14 protein-coding genes are annotated in these 18,341 nt (G+C 61.8%); 2 read left to right on the top strand and 12 right to left on the bottom strand.

The window, feature by feature from the left end; translation table 11 throughout:
• Positions 1–27: 27 nt before the first annotated feature.
• Both M0D69_RS04895 and M0D69_RS04900 read right to left on the bottom strand, forming a co-directional pair.
• Positions 28–819 (bottom strand): TIM barrel protein, encoded by a 792-nt coding sequence (locus M0D69_RS04895; protein ID WP_301780947.1) that lies wholly within the window; start codon positions 817–819, stop codon positions 28–30.
• Positions 820–901: 82 nt separating this feature from the next.
• Complete coding sequence (locus M0D69_RS04900) at positions 902–1,918, bottom strand: sugar ABC transporter substrate-binding protein (protein ID WP_301780948.1); 1,017 nt, start codon at positions 1,916–1,918, stop codon at positions 902–904.
• 202 nt (positions 1,919–2,120) lie between these two features.
• Between M0D69_RS04900 and M0D69_RS04905 the strand changes: the two genes are divergently transcribed.
• Positions 2,121–3,767 (top strand): extracellular solute-binding protein, encoded by a 1,647-nt coding sequence (locus M0D69_RS04905; RefSeq protein ID WP_301780949.1) that lies wholly within the window; start codon positions 2,121–2,123, stop codon positions 3,765–3,767.
• A 55-nt stretch (positions 3,768–3,822) separates the two neighbouring features.
• Here the strand turns inward: M0D69_RS04905 and M0D69_RS04910 are convergent, their stop codons facing one another.
• From M0D69_RS04910 to M0D69_RS04955, 10 genes are all read right to left on the bottom strand, one after another.
• Complete coding sequence (locus tag M0D69_RS04910; protein WP_301780950.1) at positions 3,823–4,446, bottom strand: phospholipid-binding protein MlaC; 624 nt, start codon at positions 4,444–4,446, stop codon at positions 3,823–3,825.
• 34 nt (positions 4,447–4,480) lie between these two features.
• Positions 4,481–5,317 carry an SDR family oxidoreductase gene (locus tag M0D69_RS04915; protein ID WP_301780951.1) on the bottom strand — a complete coding sequence of 279 codons (837 nt, stop codon included), beginning with the start codon at positions 5,315–5,317 and terminating at the stop codon, positions 4,481–4,483.
• A gap of 108 nt (positions 5,318–5,425) precedes the next feature.
• Entirely contained in the window at positions 5,426–6,181 is a 756-nt protein-coding gene (locus M0D69_RS04920; protein ID WP_301780952.1) for an OmpW family protein, read from the bottom strand.
• A gap of 77 nt (positions 6,182–6,258) precedes the next feature.
• Entirely contained in the window at positions 6,259–8,049 is a 1,791-nt protein-coding gene (locus tag M0D69_RS04925) for an acyl-CoA dehydrogenase C-terminal domain-containing protein (protein ID WP_301780953.1), read from the bottom strand.
• A 15-nt stretch (positions 8,050–8,064) separates the two neighbouring features.
• The gene (locus tag M0D69_RS04930) at positions 8,065–9,024 is read right to left on the bottom strand and encodes an electron transfer flavoprotein subunit alpha/FixB family protein (RefSeq protein ID WP_301780954.1); all 960 of its coding nucleotides are present in this window, start codon (positions 9,022–9,024) and stop codon (positions 8,065–8,067) included.
• 21 nt (positions 9,025–9,045) lie between these two features.
• Positions 9,046–9,795 (bottom strand): electron transfer flavoprotein subunit beta/FixA family protein, encoded by a 750-nt coding sequence (locus M0D69_RS04935; RefSeq protein ID WP_301780955.1) that lies wholly within the window; start codon positions 9,793–9,795, stop codon positions 9,046–9,048.
• 134 nt (positions 9,796–9,929) lie between these two features.
• Positions 9,930–11,534, bottom strand: a complete 1,605-nt coding sequence (locus tag M0D69_RS04940; protein WP_301780956.1) for an AMP-binding protein — start codon at positions 11,532–11,534, stop codon at positions 9,930–9,932.
• 72 nt (positions 11,535–11,606) lie between these two features.
• Positions 11,607–12,848, bottom strand: coding sequence for a thiolase family protein (locus M0D69_RS04945; RefSeq protein ID WP_301780957.1), 1,242 nt, complete (start codon positions 12,846–12,848; stop codon positions 11,607–11,609).
• Between the two features lie 66 nt (positions 12,849–12,914).
• Positions 12,915–14,030: a trans-acting enoyl reductase family protein gene (locus M0D69_RS04950; protein WP_301780958.1), complete on the bottom strand. Its 1,116-nt coding sequence runs from the start codon at positions 14,028–14,030 to the stop codon at positions 12,915–12,917.
• Positions 14,031–14,065: 35 nt separating this feature from the next.
• The gene (locus M0D69_RS04955; RefSeq protein ID WP_301780959.1) at positions 14,066–15,322 is read right to left on the bottom strand and encodes an acyl-CoA dehydrogenase family protein; all 1,257 of its coding nucleotides are present in this window, start codon (positions 15,320–15,322) and stop codon (positions 14,066–14,068) included.
• A gap of 245 nt (positions 15,323–15,567) precedes the next feature.
• Between M0D69_RS04955 and M0D69_RS04960 the strand changes: the two genes are divergently transcribed.
• Positions 15,568–18,309: a LuxR C-terminal-related transcriptional regulator gene (locus M0D69_RS04960; RefSeq protein ID WP_301780960.1), complete on the top strand. Its 2,742-nt coding sequence runs from the start codon at positions 15,568–15,570 to the stop codon at positions 18,307–18,309.
• Positions 18,310–18,341: the final 32 nt, after the last annotated feature.

Below are 18,341 nucleotides of genomic sequence, written 5' to 3' on the forward strand. Positions count from 1 at the left end.
GCGTCAGACGATGGTCTAACTGTCAATTCAGGCGGTGACGTTCTTGTGTACCGAGAAGGCGTCCCGAAACCGCTGCAGGGCCTGTTCGTCGTTTCCGCTCGCCCAGGCCTCCAGCGCGACCATGCCTCGGTAGCCGGCAACCGCCAGTGCCCGGGCAATCGCCGGGTAATTAATCTCGCCAGTGCCGGGCTCGCAGCGTCCGGGAACATCGGCCACCTGGATTTCGCCAACAAAGGGAAGCGCGCGGCGAACCAATCCGATCAGGTTGCCTTCGCCGATTTGCGCGTGGTAAAGATCAAGATTGAGGCGAAGATGCGGACTATTCACCGCTTCGACCAGCGCGAGCGTATCGGCTGCGCGCGCAAACGGTACGCCCGGATGGTCCAACTCGGTGTTCAGGTTCTCGAGGCAGAAAGTGACGCCTGCACGCTCCCCGAGCTCGGCTACCTCCGCCAGCGTACGGCGCGCGGCGAGCCACATCGCGCCCGATACAACCGGTGTCGGCTTCACAGGCATGCCGGTCCCGTCCAGTCCGGTACCGTGCAGATTCAGGCGCGGGCAGCGCAGTCGCTGCGCCACCTCGATAGATTGCGCGGCGGTGCGCAGGAGCGCCTGTGCACCATCTGCCGTGACCAGGTCGCCTTCGATGTAACCCGTCATCGACGAAAACGTGGCGCCCGTATCGACCAGCGCGCCAATGTCCTGCCTCGTCCAGTCCCAGATCTCGACCTGGAAGCCCATCTCGGCAATCTTTTTGACCCGCTCGACAAATGGCAGGTCACGAAAAACCATTTCTGCACATACGGCCAGTTGAAACATGCGTGATCCTCCTGATCATCCACGATTGGATTTCATGCCGCCGCGCGATCCGGCCTGAGCGCCCTCGCGGCGCAGTACTCGTTCAGCGATACTGTCCCGCGTACTTTTCGACCGTCCGGACGTTGTCGCGCGTGACGAAACCTGGCCCGGTATCCACGCCGGCCGGCCCGAAGTGCGGCGTCAGGCCGTAGGTCTGCAGATGCCCCTTGAACTTCGGATCGACGGCCAGCCTTGCGCATGCCTTGCCGACGTCCCGGTTGTTGTCCCGCTTCATGATCGCCAGCAACGCGATCGGAATATAGCCTTGCAGGTACGGCTGCTGATCGATTGCGAACGCGACCGTCCCAGCCTGGATCGCCTGGTCGACTTCGGGGGTCAAGTCGAACGTAGCGAAATAGATCTTCCCTGTCAGCCCGAGCTTCTGGACCGCGCGCAGTGCGGGCACAGCAGACGTTGGACCGAGGGCTAGCACGGCCTGCGTCCCCGGCCGTTCGTGCAGCGTTGCGAACACCTTGTTTTCGACTTCGATCGGGTCGTTTCCGGAATCGAGCGTCGCCTTCTTGAAGTCCGCGCCAATGGCTTCAGCAAATCCCCTGCAACGCTCGAAAGACTCCGGGTTGGTCACGTTGTTGTTGACGCACAGAAAGCTCTTGACGCCTGCAGCCTTCGCTCGTTGGCCGGCTTCCTTGCCGGCCTCGTACTCGGGCTGGCCGATGTGCATTAACGCACCGAGCGATTCGCTTTGCTTGGCCGTACCGGAGTTGAAGGTGATGACCGGCACGCCTCTGGCCACGATCGCCTTCACCGGACGCGTGACGACGTCAAGATCGGCGATCGTCGTCGCTACGCCGTCATAGTGGCGCGCACCCGCCTGTTCAAGCAGGCGGCTCATGTCGGCGAGATCGCCGTTGGGAGGATTGCGATAGTCGGCCGACACGCCGAAATCCTTCTCGGCGTCCCGAATCCCGCTCTTGACCACATTCCAGAACGGATCCGCATCGGGCGCGTGCGTCACCACAACGAACCGCGCATCCGCTGCTGCGTGCAGGCTGAATGCTAGTACGGCCACTGCCGCTATCAGGCGTGCCACTCGTCTCATACGTCGTCTCCTGTTCGTTTTTAGCCGCGTTCGCCTCATGGGGCGCTGCGTGCTTGCATCCTATGACGGAGTCGTCGCAGAACAGGTGTACAAAAATGCCCATTCTGGTTATTTGCAATTAAATCAATACTCAGGAGGTGATATGCTGGTCCACGATCAAGCCATCCCACTGTTATCACGGTAGTTATGGGAGCTCCTTTCGATGCATGTACGTGATTGCCGCGCCGCAATAGCCGTCATTGACAAGTTATCGGAGGTACTGCGCCACGAACTCGGCGACGACGCTCAGACCATGTGGCCGGTGCTTGGCGCGCTGCTGCAGAACCACCTGAGCGACAAGTACACAACGATCACTGCGCTGGCCGACCTGTCGGGCCTGCCTCGCACGAGTGCGCGACGTGTGGTGTTCGCACTGAAGGCCCGGGGCTGGCTTCAATTTCGTCCGCTTTCCGGCACAGGGAATCGCGCCACGGTGACCCCGTCCGCGGCCCTGCTCGAGCGCCTCGACAGCATCACCGAGCAGACGATCCGCCTCATCGTGGGCACCAGCCACACCCATTCGCTCGATCGCTTCGACGCAGCCAGCCTCGCGCCCGCACCGGACATTGCATGGCCGCGCGCGGCGATCCAGGGTTTCAACGACGCGATCGAACTGACGCTCGTCGCCTATGAGGATCCGGTCTTCGACATCGTCAAGCACAACCGCACCGACATTGAGCGCTTCCTCGGCGTCCGCCTGCGGGTGCTGACGTATCCGCAGGATGCTTACCGTCAGGCGCTCGAGCAGACACTCGCAGGCGAGTCCCACGTCGAAGAAACGGCTCCGCTGCTCGTCGCCATTCCCTTTCCGTGGCTAGCCGAACTATCGCGTCATGGACACCTGCTCGAACTGCAGGCGCTGCAAGCTGGCGGGCGCTTTTCCGGCGCGGATTTCTACGATGCGGTCTGGCGAGCCGGCTGGAGCAATGGCCAGTTGTACGCGATCCCGCTGCAGCCGACGCTCGATTTCCTCTGGTACCGCCAGGATCTGTTCGAGGCCGAAGGTCTCAGCCCTCCAGTTACCTTCGAGGACGTCGTTCACTGCGCGCGCCGCCTGCAGCGGCCGAGCCAGGAGCGCGCGGGTATCACCTGGAGCGCAGCACCGGGCTTGCCGCTTGCGGAATCATTCCTGCAGATTCTCGGCGCGCAAGGAGCGCTTTCTGTCGACGAAGATGTCCTGCATATCGATAGCGAAGCCGGCAGGCGCGTCATCGAATATCTTCGAGAGCTGATCCCCTATTCACCCGTTGAACTACGCAGTTTGCATTGGGCGCGCAACGCGCAAATCTTCGGCTCCGGCCGAGCGGCCATGTGTTATCACTGGTCTAATCGGTACGGCATGCTCGACAGCCATGCGCTGTTGCAGAAAGGCGGTCGTATCGGGCTGCAATTGCATCCAACGTTCGCACCCGGCATGAAGCCGATTTCGCCGCTGGGAGGTGCGCTGCTGGCGATACCGTCGAGAAACACTGAACGCGCCGCGAAGTCGGCATGGAACGCGGTCGAAACGCTGACGTCGCCTGAATTGATGAAGTATTTCGTCTTGCATGGTGCCGCGGGTAATGCGCGTCATTCGGTTGCGGAGGACCGCTACGTGTTGCAGCGCAATCGCGTCATTGCCGTGATGGATCGGCTAGCCAAGACCGGCGGCATCCAGGCATTTCCTTGCCCGGCCGCACCGCGATACCACGATCTGACGCAAATCCTGAGCGATCGTCTGCAAGCCTTGTTGTTTGATGGCGCCGGCGAAATACGCCAAGGGCTCGGCAAGCTGCAAGACGCGCTGGCCAATATCTCTTACGAACGTTGAAATCAAGAAATGAGCATGGTCGTCAGGCGAAGGTCCATTGCCTGAGGGCAGCCGGTTACGGTCGTCCCGACGCAAGCTGCTGGTTGCGCTCAACGAGGAACTGGATCAGTCCTTCCACGCCAGCCTGCTGGATCTTGTCATTGAACTGTTGCCGGTATGCCTGGATCAGCCAGGCGCCGAGCACGTTCAGGTCATATAGGCGCCAACCGCCTGGCGTTCTGTACAACCGGTAGTCGATCTCCATTGGATGGCCGTTGCTCATCGCGATTGTGCGCACTACGACGTCCGTGTCGGTCGGTGAGATGCGCGACGGCGGGTACTCAATCTGTTGATCCGGGCGAAGTAGCGCAATGGCGCCTGAATACGTGTGAATCAGCAGCATCTTGAACTGTTCGGTGACCTGCTCCTGCTGCGCAGGCGTCGCTGTCTTCCAGTGCCGGCCCATCGCGAGCTGCGTCGTGCGACGAAGATCGGTGTAGGGAAGGATGCTTTTATTCACGATGCCGACGATACGAGGGATATCGCCCGGTTCGACCGCCCGAATGCGCACCTCGTCCAGCACCTGCTGTGTTGCTGTCTCGATCAGCGCCTGCGGATCCGATTGGTTCACCTGCGCATACGCCACGCCGCCGCATGTGAGCAGCGTTGACCACACCAGGATCAGGAATAGCGTTTTCATATGCCGATGCCTGGCTGAATGCGTTAACGCGATACTAGACTCGATCGCCTTCCTGCGCGCGCAGCATCTGCTCGGCCCCCATGTTGAACAGCGCCGAGCCGGACAGGTTCTGGCCGCCATCGCAAACCACGACACAGCCGGAAATGTAGGAAGCGAGCGGCGAGGCGAGAAAGACCGCGCTCTGCCCGATGTCGTCCACCGTGCCCATACGCCGCAGCGGAATGGCGTTGATGAACTCCTCCTTTCGCTCCGCGCTCCACAGCCGCTTCATGCCTTCGGTCCCCTCGATGGGTCCGGGGACAATGCTGTTCGTGCGAATACCATAGCGGCCCCATTCCAGCGCCAGGTTTCTCATCAACATGTCGATGCCCGCCTTGGCGGCGCCCACGTGCACCTGGAAGGCGTACGGCATGTAGGCCATGCCGGCAGAAATGTAGATGATGGTGCCCTGCGTCTCCTTCAACTGCTCGAAGGCCGCCCGCGAGGCGTTGAAGGCTCCAAGCAGGTCAATGTCGATGACGGTCTTGAAGCCGTTGGGGGAGAGCTTCTCCGCCGGAACCAGGAAATTGCCGGCCGCGCCGCAGACCAGCACGTCCATGGGACCCAGTTCCGCCCGGCTCCTGGCGAAGGCCGCTTCCAGCGCGGCGAAATCACGCACGTCGGCAACGACGGGGCAGACCGTGGCGCCGAGTGCGCGCAGCTCCGTTGCAGCAATGTCCAGCTTTTCCTGGGTACGGCCGCAGATGCCCACCTTGGCGCCCAAGGCTGCGAAATTCCTCGCTACGCCGAGATTGATGCCGCTGCTGCCACCGGTGACGAATACGGTTTTACCTGCGAACAGGTCGTTCGCCAGGTATCGAGTGACTAGCATGTTTCCCCCTGGTTGTACGCCCTCGCACCGAAGAGGGCATCACTGAACTCAAGACGTTAGATTAACGAAGAATAGGGATCGCTTCAGACGCCCCGCCAATCCCGTACGCTAGAACCGGTATCCGATCCCCACGAAGCCGATCCACGGATTGGCCGTGATACGCGTCCTGTTGGTCAGCACGGTTTGCCCGTTGGCCGCGACAGCAGTGATCGTCGCATTCGTCTTGAGTGGCAGATAGGTCACCGATGCGGTGGCGTACCAGTTCTTACTCAAGTTATAGGAGATGCCCGCATTGAATGCAGGATTCCACGACGGGCTAAGCGATGCCTTGACATCCCCTCCTGGTCCCGCGACCGTGTGCAACGCACCATTGAATGTCGGATTGAGCTGGATCGCCGTATACCACGTGTAATTGACACCCACACCGATGAAGGGGCGCAGTTTCGTCTGCGCCGCGCCAAAGTAGTACTTGAGGAAGAGAATCGGTGGCCACGCTCTTGTTGTGGCAAGCGGTTGCAGATTGCCCAGTCCGAGCCCGGGACCGCCGGGGCCGAACGGCGTCACCGTACCCTGCGCGTAAAGCTTGAGCTTCGGCGGCACGCCAGTAGCCAGATCGACCGCGATGTTGTCCGTGATGAAATAGGTGAACGCCGTTTCGACCGTCCAGGTATTGTGTATCTGGCCGGTCGTCCCTGCTGAGGTGAAGGTGCCCGCCGCCGAGCTGCTTTGCAATGGCGTTGCCGACGACGGGCCATAGTCAATCCATGTAGTACCGCCTGTCGCAATGAAACTGCCGGCACTCTGGGCCAGTGCGCCGGCGCACATTACCCCTGTCAACAAGGGGAGATATCTGGTTATTTTCATTTTTTGTCTCCAATATTTATTTCGCATTACGAATTTATATAAGCTTGTTAGTTCATCGACTCGTTTAAGAACCCGGATCAGAATTGCTCGACGGCGATATCCGGTGCGCTGGATGCGCCTGACCGGATCATCTCCAGATGAGAGTTCGCTTTGGGCAATATCTTGTCCACGTAGAACCGTACCGTCGCGATCTTCGTCTCGTGGAAGTCCGGATCTTCACCCGCCGCGCATTTTCTCGACGCAGCCAGCGCGGCACGCGCCATCTGCCATCCACCACACACGTAGCCAGTGAGCATCAGATAGTCGAATGAACTGGCCAATGCTTCGTCCACGTTTTTCGTAAGCGCTCCAAGCATCCATGCGGTGGCGTCCTCGAGCGCCCGCACGCCGGTGGCCACCGCGGTTCCGACCGGAACAAGGCGCGTATCCGCGCTACGCTCCAGTTCAAGCGCGAGCTGACGCATCTCCGCAATCAGCTCAGCCATTGCCGCCCCCTGATCTATGGCAAGCTTGCGGCCCGCGAGGTCTGCTGCCTGGATGCCCGTCGTGCCCTCGTAGATCGTTGAAATGCGGACGTCGCGCAGGTACTGGCACGCGCCGGTCTCTTCGATGTAGCCCATCCCGCCGTGCACCTGTACACCTAGCGACGCGATCTCCACGCCAAGTTCAGTGCACCACCCCTTCAGGACCGGTATCAGGAGGTCGACGCGGGTCTGATAACGGTTGCGGTCTTTGGCATCCGGATGCCGGTGCGCGTAATCCGCATTGGCCGCCATCACGTAGGCGAACCCTCGCATCGCTTCCACCTGGGCCTTCATTGTCAGCAACATGCGCCGCACGTCCGGATGTTCAATGATCGCGACAGCGGCGCTCGACTTGCTTGAGACCGGCCTGCCCTGAATGCGCTCTTTCGCGTATTCACGCGCCTGTTGATACGCGCGCTCGGCCATCGCCAATCCTTGAATGCCGACCTTCTGGCGGGCCTCGTTCATCATCGTGAACATATGTGCGAGACCCTTGTTTTCCTGCCCGACCAGATAGCCAGTCGCACCGTCCTGATCGCCGAAGCTCATCACGCAGGTCGGACTCGCGTGAATGCCGAGCTTATGTTCGAGGGACACGCAGTGCACATCGTTGCGTTGCCCCGGAGAGCCGTCGGCATTCACGAGAAACTTGGGCACCAGAAAAAGCGAAATGCCGCGCACGCCTTCGGGCGCATCCGGCGTGCGCGCCAGCACGAGATGGATGACATTGCCGGTCATATCGTGATCGCCCCACGTAATGAAGATCTTCTGGCCATACAGCCGATAGTGATCCCCCTCGGGAATGGCTCGCGCGCGAACGGCGGCCAGGTCCGAACCGGCTTGCGGTTCGGTCAGGTTCATCGTGCCGGTCCACTCCCCGCAAACTAGATTTGGCAGGTAGCGCGCCTTGAGTTCCTGTGAGCCGTGCTGTCGCAATGCCTCGGTGGCGCCGGCGGTCAACAGCGGGCACAGGGCGAAGGCCATGTTGGCGGAGTTCCACATCTCCACGGTCGCCGCATGCAGCAGTTCGGGCAGACCCTGGCCGCCATAGTCAGGATCGCCACTGAGCCCGTTCCAGCCTCCGCCAACGAATTGCTGGTAGGCCGGTCTGAAGCCGTCTGCCGCAATGACGCCATCGCGGGTCAGGCGCGCACCCTGCTCGTCGCCTGTCTTGTTGAGCGGCGCAAGCACTTCCGTGGCGAGCTTGGCTGCCTCCTCGAGCACGGCCCCGGCGAGTTCCGGTGTCGCGTCCTCAAAGCCCGGTAGCGACGATAACGTGCCGAGACCGGCCAACTCGCTCATCACGAAATGCATGTCGCGCAACGGCGCAATATAGGTGGTCATGATTTACTCCCGGGATCAGTTCTGTTGCAGCTTGCCCAGTTCACGCGACAACTCCGGCAACACCTTGAAGAGGTCGCCGACCACGCCGTAGTCCGCAACCTGGAAGATTGGTGCTTCTTCATCCTTGTTGATCGCCACGATCACCTTTGAATCCTTCATCCCGGCCAGATGCTGGATCGCGCCCGATATGCCCACCGCGATGTAAAGCTGCGGGGCGACGACCTTGCCGGTCTGGCCTACCTGATAGTCATTGGGCGCGAAACCGGCATCCACAGCGGCACGGGATGCGCCGACCGCCGCGCCGAGCTGGTCGGCAATATTGTCGAGGAGAGCGAAGTTCTCGCCGGAACCCATGCCCCGGCCGCCTGAGATGACGCGCTGTGCAGAGATCAGTTCAGGACGCTCGGAGCGGGTTAGTTGCTGGCTTACGAAGCGGGAAGCCAAAACCTCCGTGGCCGGCGCAATCGGTTCGATCACTGCTCTCCCCCCTTCGCCCGGTGCCGCGGCGAAGGCTGTGGTTCGAACCGTAAGGACCTTGATGCGATCCGCGCTTCGCACCGTAGCCAGCACGTTCCCCGCGTAGATGGGACGCACGAACGTATCCGCCGACTCCACCGCCACGATCTCCGAGACCTGCGCGACATCGAGCAGGGCTGCCACGCGCGGCATCACGTTCTTCGCGGAAGTGGTGGCCGGCGCGAACAGGTGGCTGTAGCCGGGAGCTAGCTCCGTAGTGAGCCCAACAATGAGTGCGGCCAGGTTCTCCGCCAACGCGTGCTCATAGTGCGTGGCGTCAGCCACGCGCACGCAGGCCACGCCTGCGATGCTGGCCGCCTGCTCGACGACTTTCCCGCATTGAGATCCAGCCACGAGAACATGAATTTCGTCGCCAAGGCTGGCGGCAGCGGTGATGGCGCTCAGGGTCGCTGTCTTGAGCGTTTGATTGTCGTGTTCTGCAATAACAAGTACTGACATGTTTGTCTCCTCCTCTTTTCTCTAGATCACGCGCGCAACGTTCTTCAGCTTGTCCACCAGCTCGGCGGCGTCGGCCACCCGGATGCCCGCCTGGCGTTTCGCGGGCTCCGCCAGCTTGAGCGTCGTCAGCCTCGGGGTGACGTCGACACCGAGGGCATCGGGCGTCACGACATCGAGAGGCTTTTTCTTCGCCTTCATGATGTTGGGCAGCGTTGCGTAACGCGGCGTGTTGAGCCGGAGATCGGCGGTGATGACAGCCGGCAGGTCTACCTCGATCGTTTCCAGCCCGCCGTCGATCTCGCGCGTAACCGTCGCCTTCCCGGCTTCCACGATCACCTTTGATGCGAACGTCGCCTGTGGCAAGCCAAGCAGCGCAGCGAGCATCTGGCCGACCTGGTTAGCGTCGTCGTCGATTGCCTGCTTGCCGAGAATCACCAGTTGCGGCTGCTCCTTGTCGACCAGTGCCTTCAGCAGCTTGGCCACTGCGAGCGGTTGCAGGTCGGCCCCGGTCTCGACCAGGATGGCGCGGTCAGCGCCGATCGCCATCGCAGTGCGCAGTGTTTCCTGGCACGCCTGCACGCCGCAGGAGACCACGACCACCTCCGTGGCTACACCGGCCTCTTTCAGACGCACGGCCTCCTCCACGGCAATCTCGTCGAACGGGTTCATCGACAGCTTCACGTTGGCGATGTCGACGGCGCTGCCGTCAGCCTTCACACGAACCCTCACATTGGCGTCGACGACGCGCTTGACGGGAACAAGTACTTTCATTGCTCACTCCGTTGTGACAAAGATGTTCTACCCGGCCGGCTACGAGCGGGTAGATTCAGGTGGTTGGGGCACGGCGGGTCGCCGATTCGATCTCGACTTCGCGTGCACGGTAATCGGCTCGCTTGCGGCAACCGTCATGGAATCTCGGTGAAAACGCTGTCGCGCCGCTGTTCGAACATTTCGAGGAGATGGCGCTCCAGTGGCTTCTCCGACGCAGTCTTGGGAATCTCGGGCACGACCTGCAGGAAGGAGATGACCGAGCTCGCTTCGAGCTGCGCGCGGCAGAAGCGGAACACCTGCTGCGGGTCGAAGTCGGACGCACGTTTCGGCACCACGGCCGCGACCACATCCTTCTCACCTGGCGCACCGGATGACGCCTTGACGCCATAGACATAGACGTCCTCGACTGCGCCTGACTCGGCAATCACCTTCTCGATCGGCGCGGGATTGATGAATTCACCGTTATGCCGAATCCCGCCTCCTTTCCGGTATTCGAAGAAGAGCCAGCCGTTCTCGTCTTCACGCACGACGTCACCCATGTGCAGCCAGCCGTCCTTGCTCTTCTTCGCAGACGCTTCCGGATTGCCAAAATATTCAAGCTTGTACGGCGATCCGTCCGCCGGCCGGAAGAGCAATTCGCCGGGCACCCCGGGTGCGCAGTCGCGGCCGTCGTCGTCGACGATGCGGTGCTTGAGCGTGGCCACCGGCTTGCCAATACTGCCGACTGGCCCGATCCCGACATGCTTGACCGTAAGCCCGCCCTCCGCCGCGCCATAGAACTCGACGATCCGCACGCCGAAGCGCTGCTCGAACTCGGTCCAGATCGCAGCGGGCATCCCCGCGGAAACCACGAAGCGCACCGGGTTGTCCGAGTCGTCGGGCCTCGCCGGCTCGCTGTAGATCGCCGTCGTCATTCCGCCGAGCAGCGTGAAGGTGGTGCACTGATACTTGCGTGTGATGCCCCACAGCCGCGACTTCGTGAAGCGGCGCGACAGCACGGCCCGCATTCCGGTGGCGAGCGACGCGCCCAGCGTAATGACCTGAGCGTTGGCGTGGGTCAGCGACAGCCCTGAATAGGGGCGCTCGTCGGCTGCGTAGCCGAACATTGCCGGCACCGCTGCTGACGTTGCGCAGTAGCGCAGATGCGTCATGACGATGCCTTTCGGATCGCCGGTCGTGCCGGACGTGAAGATCAGCTGCATCGGACTTTCGGGGTCGCGGGTCAGGATGGGCAACTCGGGTACCTGCTCCGGCCGTGACGCTCGGTAAGACAGCACATCGGGAAAGTCAGAGAGCGGCTTCGCGCCTTCGTCCGTTTCAAGCCCGATCACCCACGACAGTTGCGTAAGCGTTCCCCGCACGGCGGCGAGATTGTCGAGCGCGTAGTCGGCGGCGATGGCGCCTCTGCACTGGGCGTTATCGAGCATGTAGGCGAGCTTGTCGCCTTTCGTGCGCGGATCGATCGGCACGAATACGGTGCCCGAGATCGATGCCGCCACCATGGCTTCGATGAACTCGGCATGGTTAGCCATCAGCAACGCGAAGTGCTCTCGGGGACGCAGGCCCCGATCAATCAGGACTTGAGCGAGACGCTGGCCGTTTTCCCAGAGTTGCCGGTAGGTGCGTACCTCGTCGGGCCGCGCACCGGCCCCCTCGATCGTGAGTACGTCCCGATCTGGCATGGTCTCGACGCGATTGGCGATCAGCGCCGCCAGGATGGTGTCTGGTCTGGTGCTCATGGCACTGTGTCTCCTGATGGTGTTGGATATCGTGTTCGTGCCGGATCTCCGCCGGCCGCCACGGTCTCAACGCTAACGTCCCAGAATCGTGATGCTGGCTACGGCCTCCTCCACACCGCACAGACCGCCGCCGTTCTCGGCAAGTGCGATACGCGCGCCCTCGACCTGGCGCTGTCCCGCTTCACCGCGTAGCTGGGTAACGAGTTCATAGAGCTGTCCCAGCCCGGTCGCGCCGATTGGATGCCCTTTCGATTCCAGGCCGCCGGATGGATTGATCGGAATCCGCCCGCCGATCGAGGTGTCTCCGCGCTCCGCCGCTACGCCCCCCATGCCCTGTTCGCACAGTCCGAGTACTTCAGACTGGATGATTTCGCCGATCGCAGTCGCATCGTGTACTTCGGCTACCGAAACGTCTTGCGGCGCCACGCCAGCCTGTTCATAGGCCTTTACGGAGCCAAGCCGGACCAGATGCTGGTCGAACGCGGCAGCCGGCCGGTCGCTGCCGGTCTGAAGCACGGAAGCCAGCACGCGAATGGCACGTGAACGCCGGCCTTTGAGCAGCTCAAGGCCAGCCTCGCTGCACACAATCGCCGCGGCCGCACCGTCGCTGATCGGCGAGCACATCGGCAGCGTCAGCGGATAGGTGATCGGAGGCGCGCTGAGTACTTCTTCCACGGTGTAGGCCTGCCGATACTGGGCGAGCGGATTGTGTACCGAGTGCCCGTGATTCTTCGAGGACACCGCGGCAATCTGCCTTTGAGTCGTGCCGAACTCCCGCATGTGCAGGCGTCCCATCGACGCATAGATATCCATGAACACGCTATAAGGCTTCTCCGACACGCTTCCTTCAGGCGGTTCGATCCCCTTGCCCATGTCGAGCAACCTGCGCTTGCCGTTCTCGGTGTCGTGCACATCCCATGCGCCGTCGAACGCGCTGAACGTACGCGCCTTGTCCATCGAAAACATCTTTTCGGCGCCCACTGCGAGCACGATGTCCGCTGCACCCGCCTTCACGTAGTTCACCGCCAGATGAAACGCCGTACTGGCGCTCGCGCATGCGTTCTCGACGTTGATCACGGGCAGCCCGTGCACGCCCATCGCCCGCAAGGCAAGCTCGCCGCGGATCATGTGCTGTCCGTCCATATGCCCCTGCGTCGAGTTGCCGAAGAACGCGCCCTGCAGTTGCCCTTTGTCACAACCGGCATCGGCGAGCGCGTCCTCCACTGCCTTGCACGTCATCTGCTTCACGCTGGTGTCCAGATGTTTGCCAAAGGGCGTCATGCCGATGCCCGCGACGTACACTTCCTTGCTCATGGTCACTTCTCCCTCGCTCATTGGCTGCGCGACGATGCAACGTGGCGCTGTCCGATCCACGCCTGCTCAAACGCTCTTCACTTCGTAGTTCAGGTAGCCTTCTTCGGCCTGAGCTGCGAGGAGATTGCGCGCGCCAAACGCCTGCGCCGGCGAAACGAAACCGACCGCATGCAACTGCCCTCGCAGAATGCGACGTACTGCTTCGGCACCGAGCACGCCGGTTTGCGCATAGGGTGAATTGCCGCGCAGAATCACGCTGACAGAATTCATGTTGCCGCGCCCCTGACATGACAGCGTGCAACGGTTGACATCGGGGTTCTCACGGGCAGGCTCGGTTTGCGTCACAGCCTTGCCCCATTCGTTGGTGATCTCTTCCTGTTTGGCTGGATCCAGATGCCGGCACTCTTCCTCGAATTTCCTCAGCAAGCCGACAACCCCATTGAAACGCTCCTGGTTTCTGAACGACACCAGCGTCTGGCAATTGCGCACACGCGGATCGCTCTCGTACCAGATCGGTTCGCCGCCTCCGCCCCAGGGCAGCGCGCTCAGCAGCACGTGTTCACCAGGCACATGGACCTGATACGGCGTCGCCCAGGGCCATTGCACCAGCTCCTTGTTGCGCAGGAAGAACTGCGGTTTCGTGCACATCCGCAGAAACGACATCGTCGACGCGACGCTGACTTCCGAATCGCCGAGGTAGACCACGTCGAGCGTGTCGATGCCCGGGGTCTCCAGCGCGATCTCGGCCGCCAGATTGCCTTCGGTCCACATGTACGAGTTGCCGGGACACAGCGCCAGATCTTTTTTGGCAAACGCCTCTCCGTACATGCGCTTCAACATGGACATCCAGTCGGTTTCACCCGTCGTGTCGAAATAGTGGCAACCCGCCGCGAGGCTGGCCTCGACCACCGGGCGGCCGAGCTGCATGAACGGCCCGACGATGTTGATGACCGCCTTCTTGCCTTTGAAAAGTTCGGTGAGCGCGTTCGTTTCGTGCTCGACCGCGACGCACTGATAGTCATGTCCGGCAAGTTCCGGCACCTTGGACATCTCCTCTTGCAACCGCTCTTTGTTGCGCCCCGCGGCGATGAACGGAATCCCGCGTTCGGCGAGCTTCCACGCCGTGAGCTTGCCTGTGTAACCACTCGCTCCGTAGAGCACCACTTCGTATGTCGTTGCCATTTCGTCGTCTCCTTGAAGTTGCTGGCGCATGCGGTTCAAAGCAGCTCGGGGTCGATCAGGTAGTAGCCGCCCTTGATCGCGAGGACTTCGTTGCAGCCGTCCTCAATCAGGGATGCCCGCGCGTCACGCCAGATCTTTTCGATCGGATACTCGCGCGTGAGCCCGTTGCCGCAAAAGATCTGAAGTGCGTCGTTGGCAACTTCGAACGCGGTTTGGGTCGCGGTGATCTTGGCCGTCATCGCTGCGTGCAGCGACGGATGCGGCGACGTGAAGTTGTAGTGCACGACACGGCGCGCCAGGGCACGAGCCGCTTCCACCTTCCTGAACATGTGGAACAGCCTCGACGCCACCGACTGATGACGGATGATCGGCAACCCGCCCTGCTTGCGTTCATGCGCGTAGGCCAGAGCTAGTTCGAAGGCAGCACGTGCCGCGCCGGTGAAAACGGTACCCATGATCGCGTTGGCGAACGTGTGAATTGCGTAGACGGCGTCGAGGTATTGATCGGGGCCAGCGAGGATGTGCTCCTTGGAAAGCTTGACGTTTTCAAAGAAGATTTCCCCCTGGTTGAGGGCGCGCTGGCCGACCTTGTCGAGAGGCTTGCCACGCGATACGCCTTTGGCGTCCATCGGCACGACGATCACGGCCCCGCGCTTCGTCTCCACACCGGCGCCGCTGTCCGCCGCGCAGTAGAGAATACAGACATCCGCAACGATGCCATTCGACACCCATGCCGACTTCTGCCCATTGATGATCACATCGTCACCGCGCAGCGTGGCAACGCAGTTGGGCCGGCCGTAGGTTCCCTGCGGGTGCAGGATCATGCCGTTCGCGTCCAGTGAGTCGGAGCCATGATCGGGTTCCGTGATGGCCCAGCAACCAAGCTTCGAATCTGGCGCCAGCGCCCGGCAAAACGGATTGCCTAGCATCGTGCTCATCAGCGCCGGGAGCAAGCCGGCGCCGTACGAAACGGCGAGTCCGGAGTCGCCCCAGCCGAGTTCCTCGAACAGGATGCACATGATGTTGGCCCGTTCGGCGGGCTCGAGCTCAAGAAGCCCGTCAACGCCAAACCCCAGCTCGACATATTTTTTGCGGGCCTCCCAGTAAGGCGACCCCGACGCGATAGCCTCCTCCGGTGTCATGCGATCAAGTTTGACGCCGACGGGGCGCATAACCTCCTCCGCATAACGATGGACGGTCTGCTGGACCATCTGGCCCATCTCCGACAACTCAGGCTCAGCACCTAGAGGCCCGAGTTTGTGCGTTGCAGCGTGATTCGATGCGGTTGACATGTCTCCTCCTTGAAGGTTGTTGGGCGTATCATTTCCTGGGTGACGTAGCGGTCCCGGGCGTGCTTGGTTGACCCTCACGCAATAGCCGGTCGGCGCGCGGCAGGCTGGTCCGGTTGCACTTCGATGTCCTCTATGGAAACCATGGTGTGCCCGCGAAGCGCTGCGCAACATCCCCCGTACAGGGGAGCGCGATTGCATGGACGGGGGATGGCACCAAGGGACAACCCGAATGCCAGGAGCAGTTCATGCGTCTGACCGAGGAACCGATGCCCTTCGAGAAGCTGCCCGTCCTGCTTGCCACAAAGGTCCTTCCGCCGCGTCTGCCGACTGGCTTGATCGATCGTCCGCGCCTCTTCGATCTGGTGACTCAAGCAGAGAACAGACGGCTCACCGTGATAAAAGCGCCCGCCGGGTTCGGCAAGACCTCGCTGGCGATCACCTGGCTCAACCAGCTGCGTGCAAGCGGCGCGCGCGTAGCATGGCTGTCGCTCGATGACGCGGACGACGAACCCGCGCGCTTCATCCATCATCTCGCCCAGTCGTTGCGGCATGCCTGCAGCAGCGTCGGTGTGTCAGCGATCGGCCTGACGGCCGAGACCTCTCTCGTTCCTGCGCACTCCATCATGTCGACGCTGATCAACGAGCTCGCGGAAGTCGAGGACGAGGTGTTCATCTTCCTCGACGACTACCATCTGATCAGCCTCCCGGCGATTCACGACGCCATGTCGTTCTTCATCGCGAATGCACCGTCGCACGTGCATGTGATCGTTTGCACCCGTGCGGATCCCGCGCTGCCGCTCGCCAGGCTGAGAGCGCAAAACGAACTGCTGGAAGTCGACGCGTCGACGCTGCGCTTTAACTTCGACGAGACGCAGCGCTTTGTCGAGCGCGAATGCCCCGGCAGGCTGGGCACCTCCGGCGTGAAATCGCTGCATGCGACAACGGAAGGCTGGGCGGCAGCGTTGCGCATTTCAGCGTCGGTGCTGTCGCGGGAAGAACCCAGGCCGGGTTCTGAGTTGAGTGTGCCGTCCGGCGCTTCACGGCCGTTCGCTGCCTACCTCGAAGACATGCTCAGGCGCTTGCCCGACGACATGGTCGCTTTCATGCTGCGCACAGCGATACTCGATCGGCTGACCGCCCCGCTCTGCCAGGCGGTAACCGGTGTCAAAGCCAGCCAGGGCATGCTGGAAGCTATCGCGGCACGCCAGTTGCTGCTGGAGCCGATGGATCTCGAAGGGCATTGGTTCCGCTATCACCCGCTGCTCGGCGAGTATCTGCGCCAACGGCTGGGAACGCAGTCGGGCGACGAACTGGCAGAGCTGCATCGCCGCGCGTGCCGGTGGTATGCCTCGCAGGAAATCTGGACAGATGCTGTCAGGCACGCGATCGCCGCAGGCGACACGGACGATGCAATCACCCTGATTGGCAACTGCGCGATGGCACTCGTCAAGAAAGGCGACCTGCTTACCCTGCTGGGCTGGCAACGCCATTTCCCGGCGCACCTGATGCGAGGACAGGTCGATGTCACGCTGGCGATCGCCTGGGGTATGGCGCTGGCCATGCGTTTCGACGATGCGCTCGCCATGCTGGACACGATCGGGCGCGACGTTACCGTTGACGCAACACCCGAACACGACAATATCCGCTGGGAATGCCAGGCCATCCGTTCGGTCGTGACGGCGCTGCAGGACGACCCGCAAACGGCGCTGACGATGGCGCAGGGCTGCCTCGATCGACCATCGACCGATATCTGGACTACTAACGTTGTCTCCAACGTGGTCCGCTTCGGACACTGGAAAGCCGGCGACCTCAAGGATCTCTACGCGACACCGTGGATTCCCTATTCGATCGAGGAAGACCAGCGTAACGTGTTTTCTTCGGTCTACCGGCTTTGCTTGCTCGGCCTCGCTGAAATGCAGCAGATGCACTTTGCGCTCGCCGAACGGTATTTCGTGGAGTCGGCGCGACTGGCTGAATACCATGCGGGCCCGCAGTCCGCCTCCGCCGCATTGTGTGCGCCGATGATCGCCCAGATCCGTTACGAAGAAGGTCGCCTGGACGAAGCCGAAGCGCTGATCGTCGATCTCATGCCGGTGGTGAACGTGGCGGTCATGGTCGACGGCGTACTGATCGCTTATCTGCTGCTCGTCCGAATCGCGGTATCACGCGCAAACACCGAGCAGGCCTACTCGCTGCTCGACCAGGCACAGACCCTTGGTTACGCACGTCAATGGGATCGCCTGATCGCCGTCGCCCTGGTCGAACGCACGCGGCTCTATCTTGCGGAAGGCAGGATGACCGAAGCGTCCGCGTGCGTCGTGCAACTCGAGCGGCTGACCGCCGCCTACTCGAACCCTCGCCGTTCCAACTCGGCAGAAATCGCCAACTATTGCGCAGTTGGAGCGGCTTTCGTGGCGATGGCGCATAACCGGATGCAGGATGCGGTCGCGCTGTTGAGCAAGGTGCTGCAGAGCCTGGAAAGCCGGCATAGCGACTATCACGCGCTGCGCGTGCGGACTGCAATCGCGGTCGCGTGGCTGGGCGCAAACGAGCGCGCCAGGGCAGTCGAGGTCTTTCGCGACGTCCTGAAGGTCGCGGCGCCCGCAGGCATGTATCGGACCATTCTCGATCAGGGCCCGGAAATCGGCACGCTGCTGCATGCGGTTCGGGAAGATACGCGATGCACGGCGCAGACGAAGGAGCTATTGGCGTACATCGATCATCTTCTTGAAGGCTGGCGGGCGCGGTACCAACCCGAGAGCAGACAAATTCCCGGTGCCGAGCGGGAATCGCTGAGCGCCAGGGAGCGCAACATCCTCGAGTTGATCGCCGAGGGGCAGTCGAACAAGGAAATTGCGCGCACCCTCGGGATTGCGCCTGAAACCGTCAAATCCCATGTGAAGAGCATCTTCATGAAACTGGATGTCGACAAGCGCGCCCACGCTGTCGCGCGCGCACAGGGGCTCGGCCTCGTTGGAATCAGCTAGTCTGCGCATCGATCTTCGCGGCTCCGGGCCCT

Source organism: Caballeronia sp. SEWSISQ10-4 2, from assembly GCF_030464885.1.
Taxonomy (GTDB): Bacteria; Pseudomonadota; Gammaproteobacteria; order Burkholderiales; family Burkholderiaceae; genus Caballeronia.

What these genes read in the sequence shown, in the direction of transcription:
- M0D69_RS04900 (WP_301780948.1), bottom strand. Translation starts at nt 1,918, where the DNA reads ATGAGACGAGTGGCACGCCTGATAGCGGCAGTGGCCGTACTAGCATTC.
- M0D69_RS04945 (WP_301780957.1), bottom strand. Translation starts at nt 12,848, where the DNA reads ATGAGCAAGGAAGTGTACGTCGCGGGCATCGGCATGACGCCCTTTGGC.
- M0D69_RS04915 (WP_301780951.1), bottom strand. Translation starts at nt 5,317, where the DNA reads ATGCTAGTCACTCGATACCTGGCGAACGACCTGTTCGCAGGTAAAACC.
- M0D69_RS04955 (WP_301780959.1), bottom strand. Translation starts at nt 15,322, where the DNA reads ATGTCAACCGCATCGAATCACGCTGCAACGCACAAACTCGGGCCTCTA.
- M0D69_RS04950 (WP_301780958.1), bottom strand. Translation starts at nt 14,030, where the DNA reads ATGGCAACGACATACGAAGTGGTGCTCTACGGAGCGAGTGGTTACACA.
- M0D69_RS04960 (WP_301780960.1), top strand. Translation starts at nt 15,568, where the DNA reads ATGCGTCTGACCGAGGAACCGATGCCCTTCGAGAAGCTGCCCGTCCTG.
- M0D69_RS04930 (WP_301780954.1), bottom strand. Translation starts at nt 9,024, where the DNA reads ATGTCAGTACTTGTTATTGCAGAACACGACAATCAAACGCTCAAGACA.
- M0D69_RS04925 (WP_301780953.1), bottom strand. Translation starts at nt 8,049, where the DNA reads ATGACCACCTATATTGCGCCGTTGCGCGACATGCATTTCGTGATGAGC.
- M0D69_RS04920 (WP_301780952.1), bottom strand. Translation starts at nt 6,181, where the DNA reads ATGAAAATAACCAGATATCTCCCCTTGTTGACAGGGGTAATGTGCGCC.
- M0D69_RS04935 (WP_301780955.1), bottom strand. Translation starts at nt 9,795, where the DNA reads ATGAAAGTACTTGTTCCCGTCAAGCGCGTCGTCGACGCCAATGTGAGG.
- M0D69_RS04895 (WP_301780947.1), bottom strand. Translation starts at nt 819, where the DNA reads ATGTTTCAACTGGCCGTATGTGCAGAAATGGTTTTTCGTGACCTGCCA.
- M0D69_RS04910 (WP_301780950.1), bottom strand. Translation starts at nt 4,446, where the DNA reads ATGAAAACGCTATTCCTGATCCTGGTGTGGTCAACGCTGCTCACATGC.
- M0D69_RS04940 (WP_301780956.1), bottom strand. Translation starts at nt 11,534, where the DNA reads ATGAGCACCAGACCAGACACCATCCTGGCGGCGCTGATCGCCAATCGC.
- M0D69_RS04905 (WP_301780949.1), top strand. Translation starts at nt 2,121, where the DNA reads ATGCATGTACGTGATTGCCGCGCCGCAATAGCCGTCATTGACAAGTTA.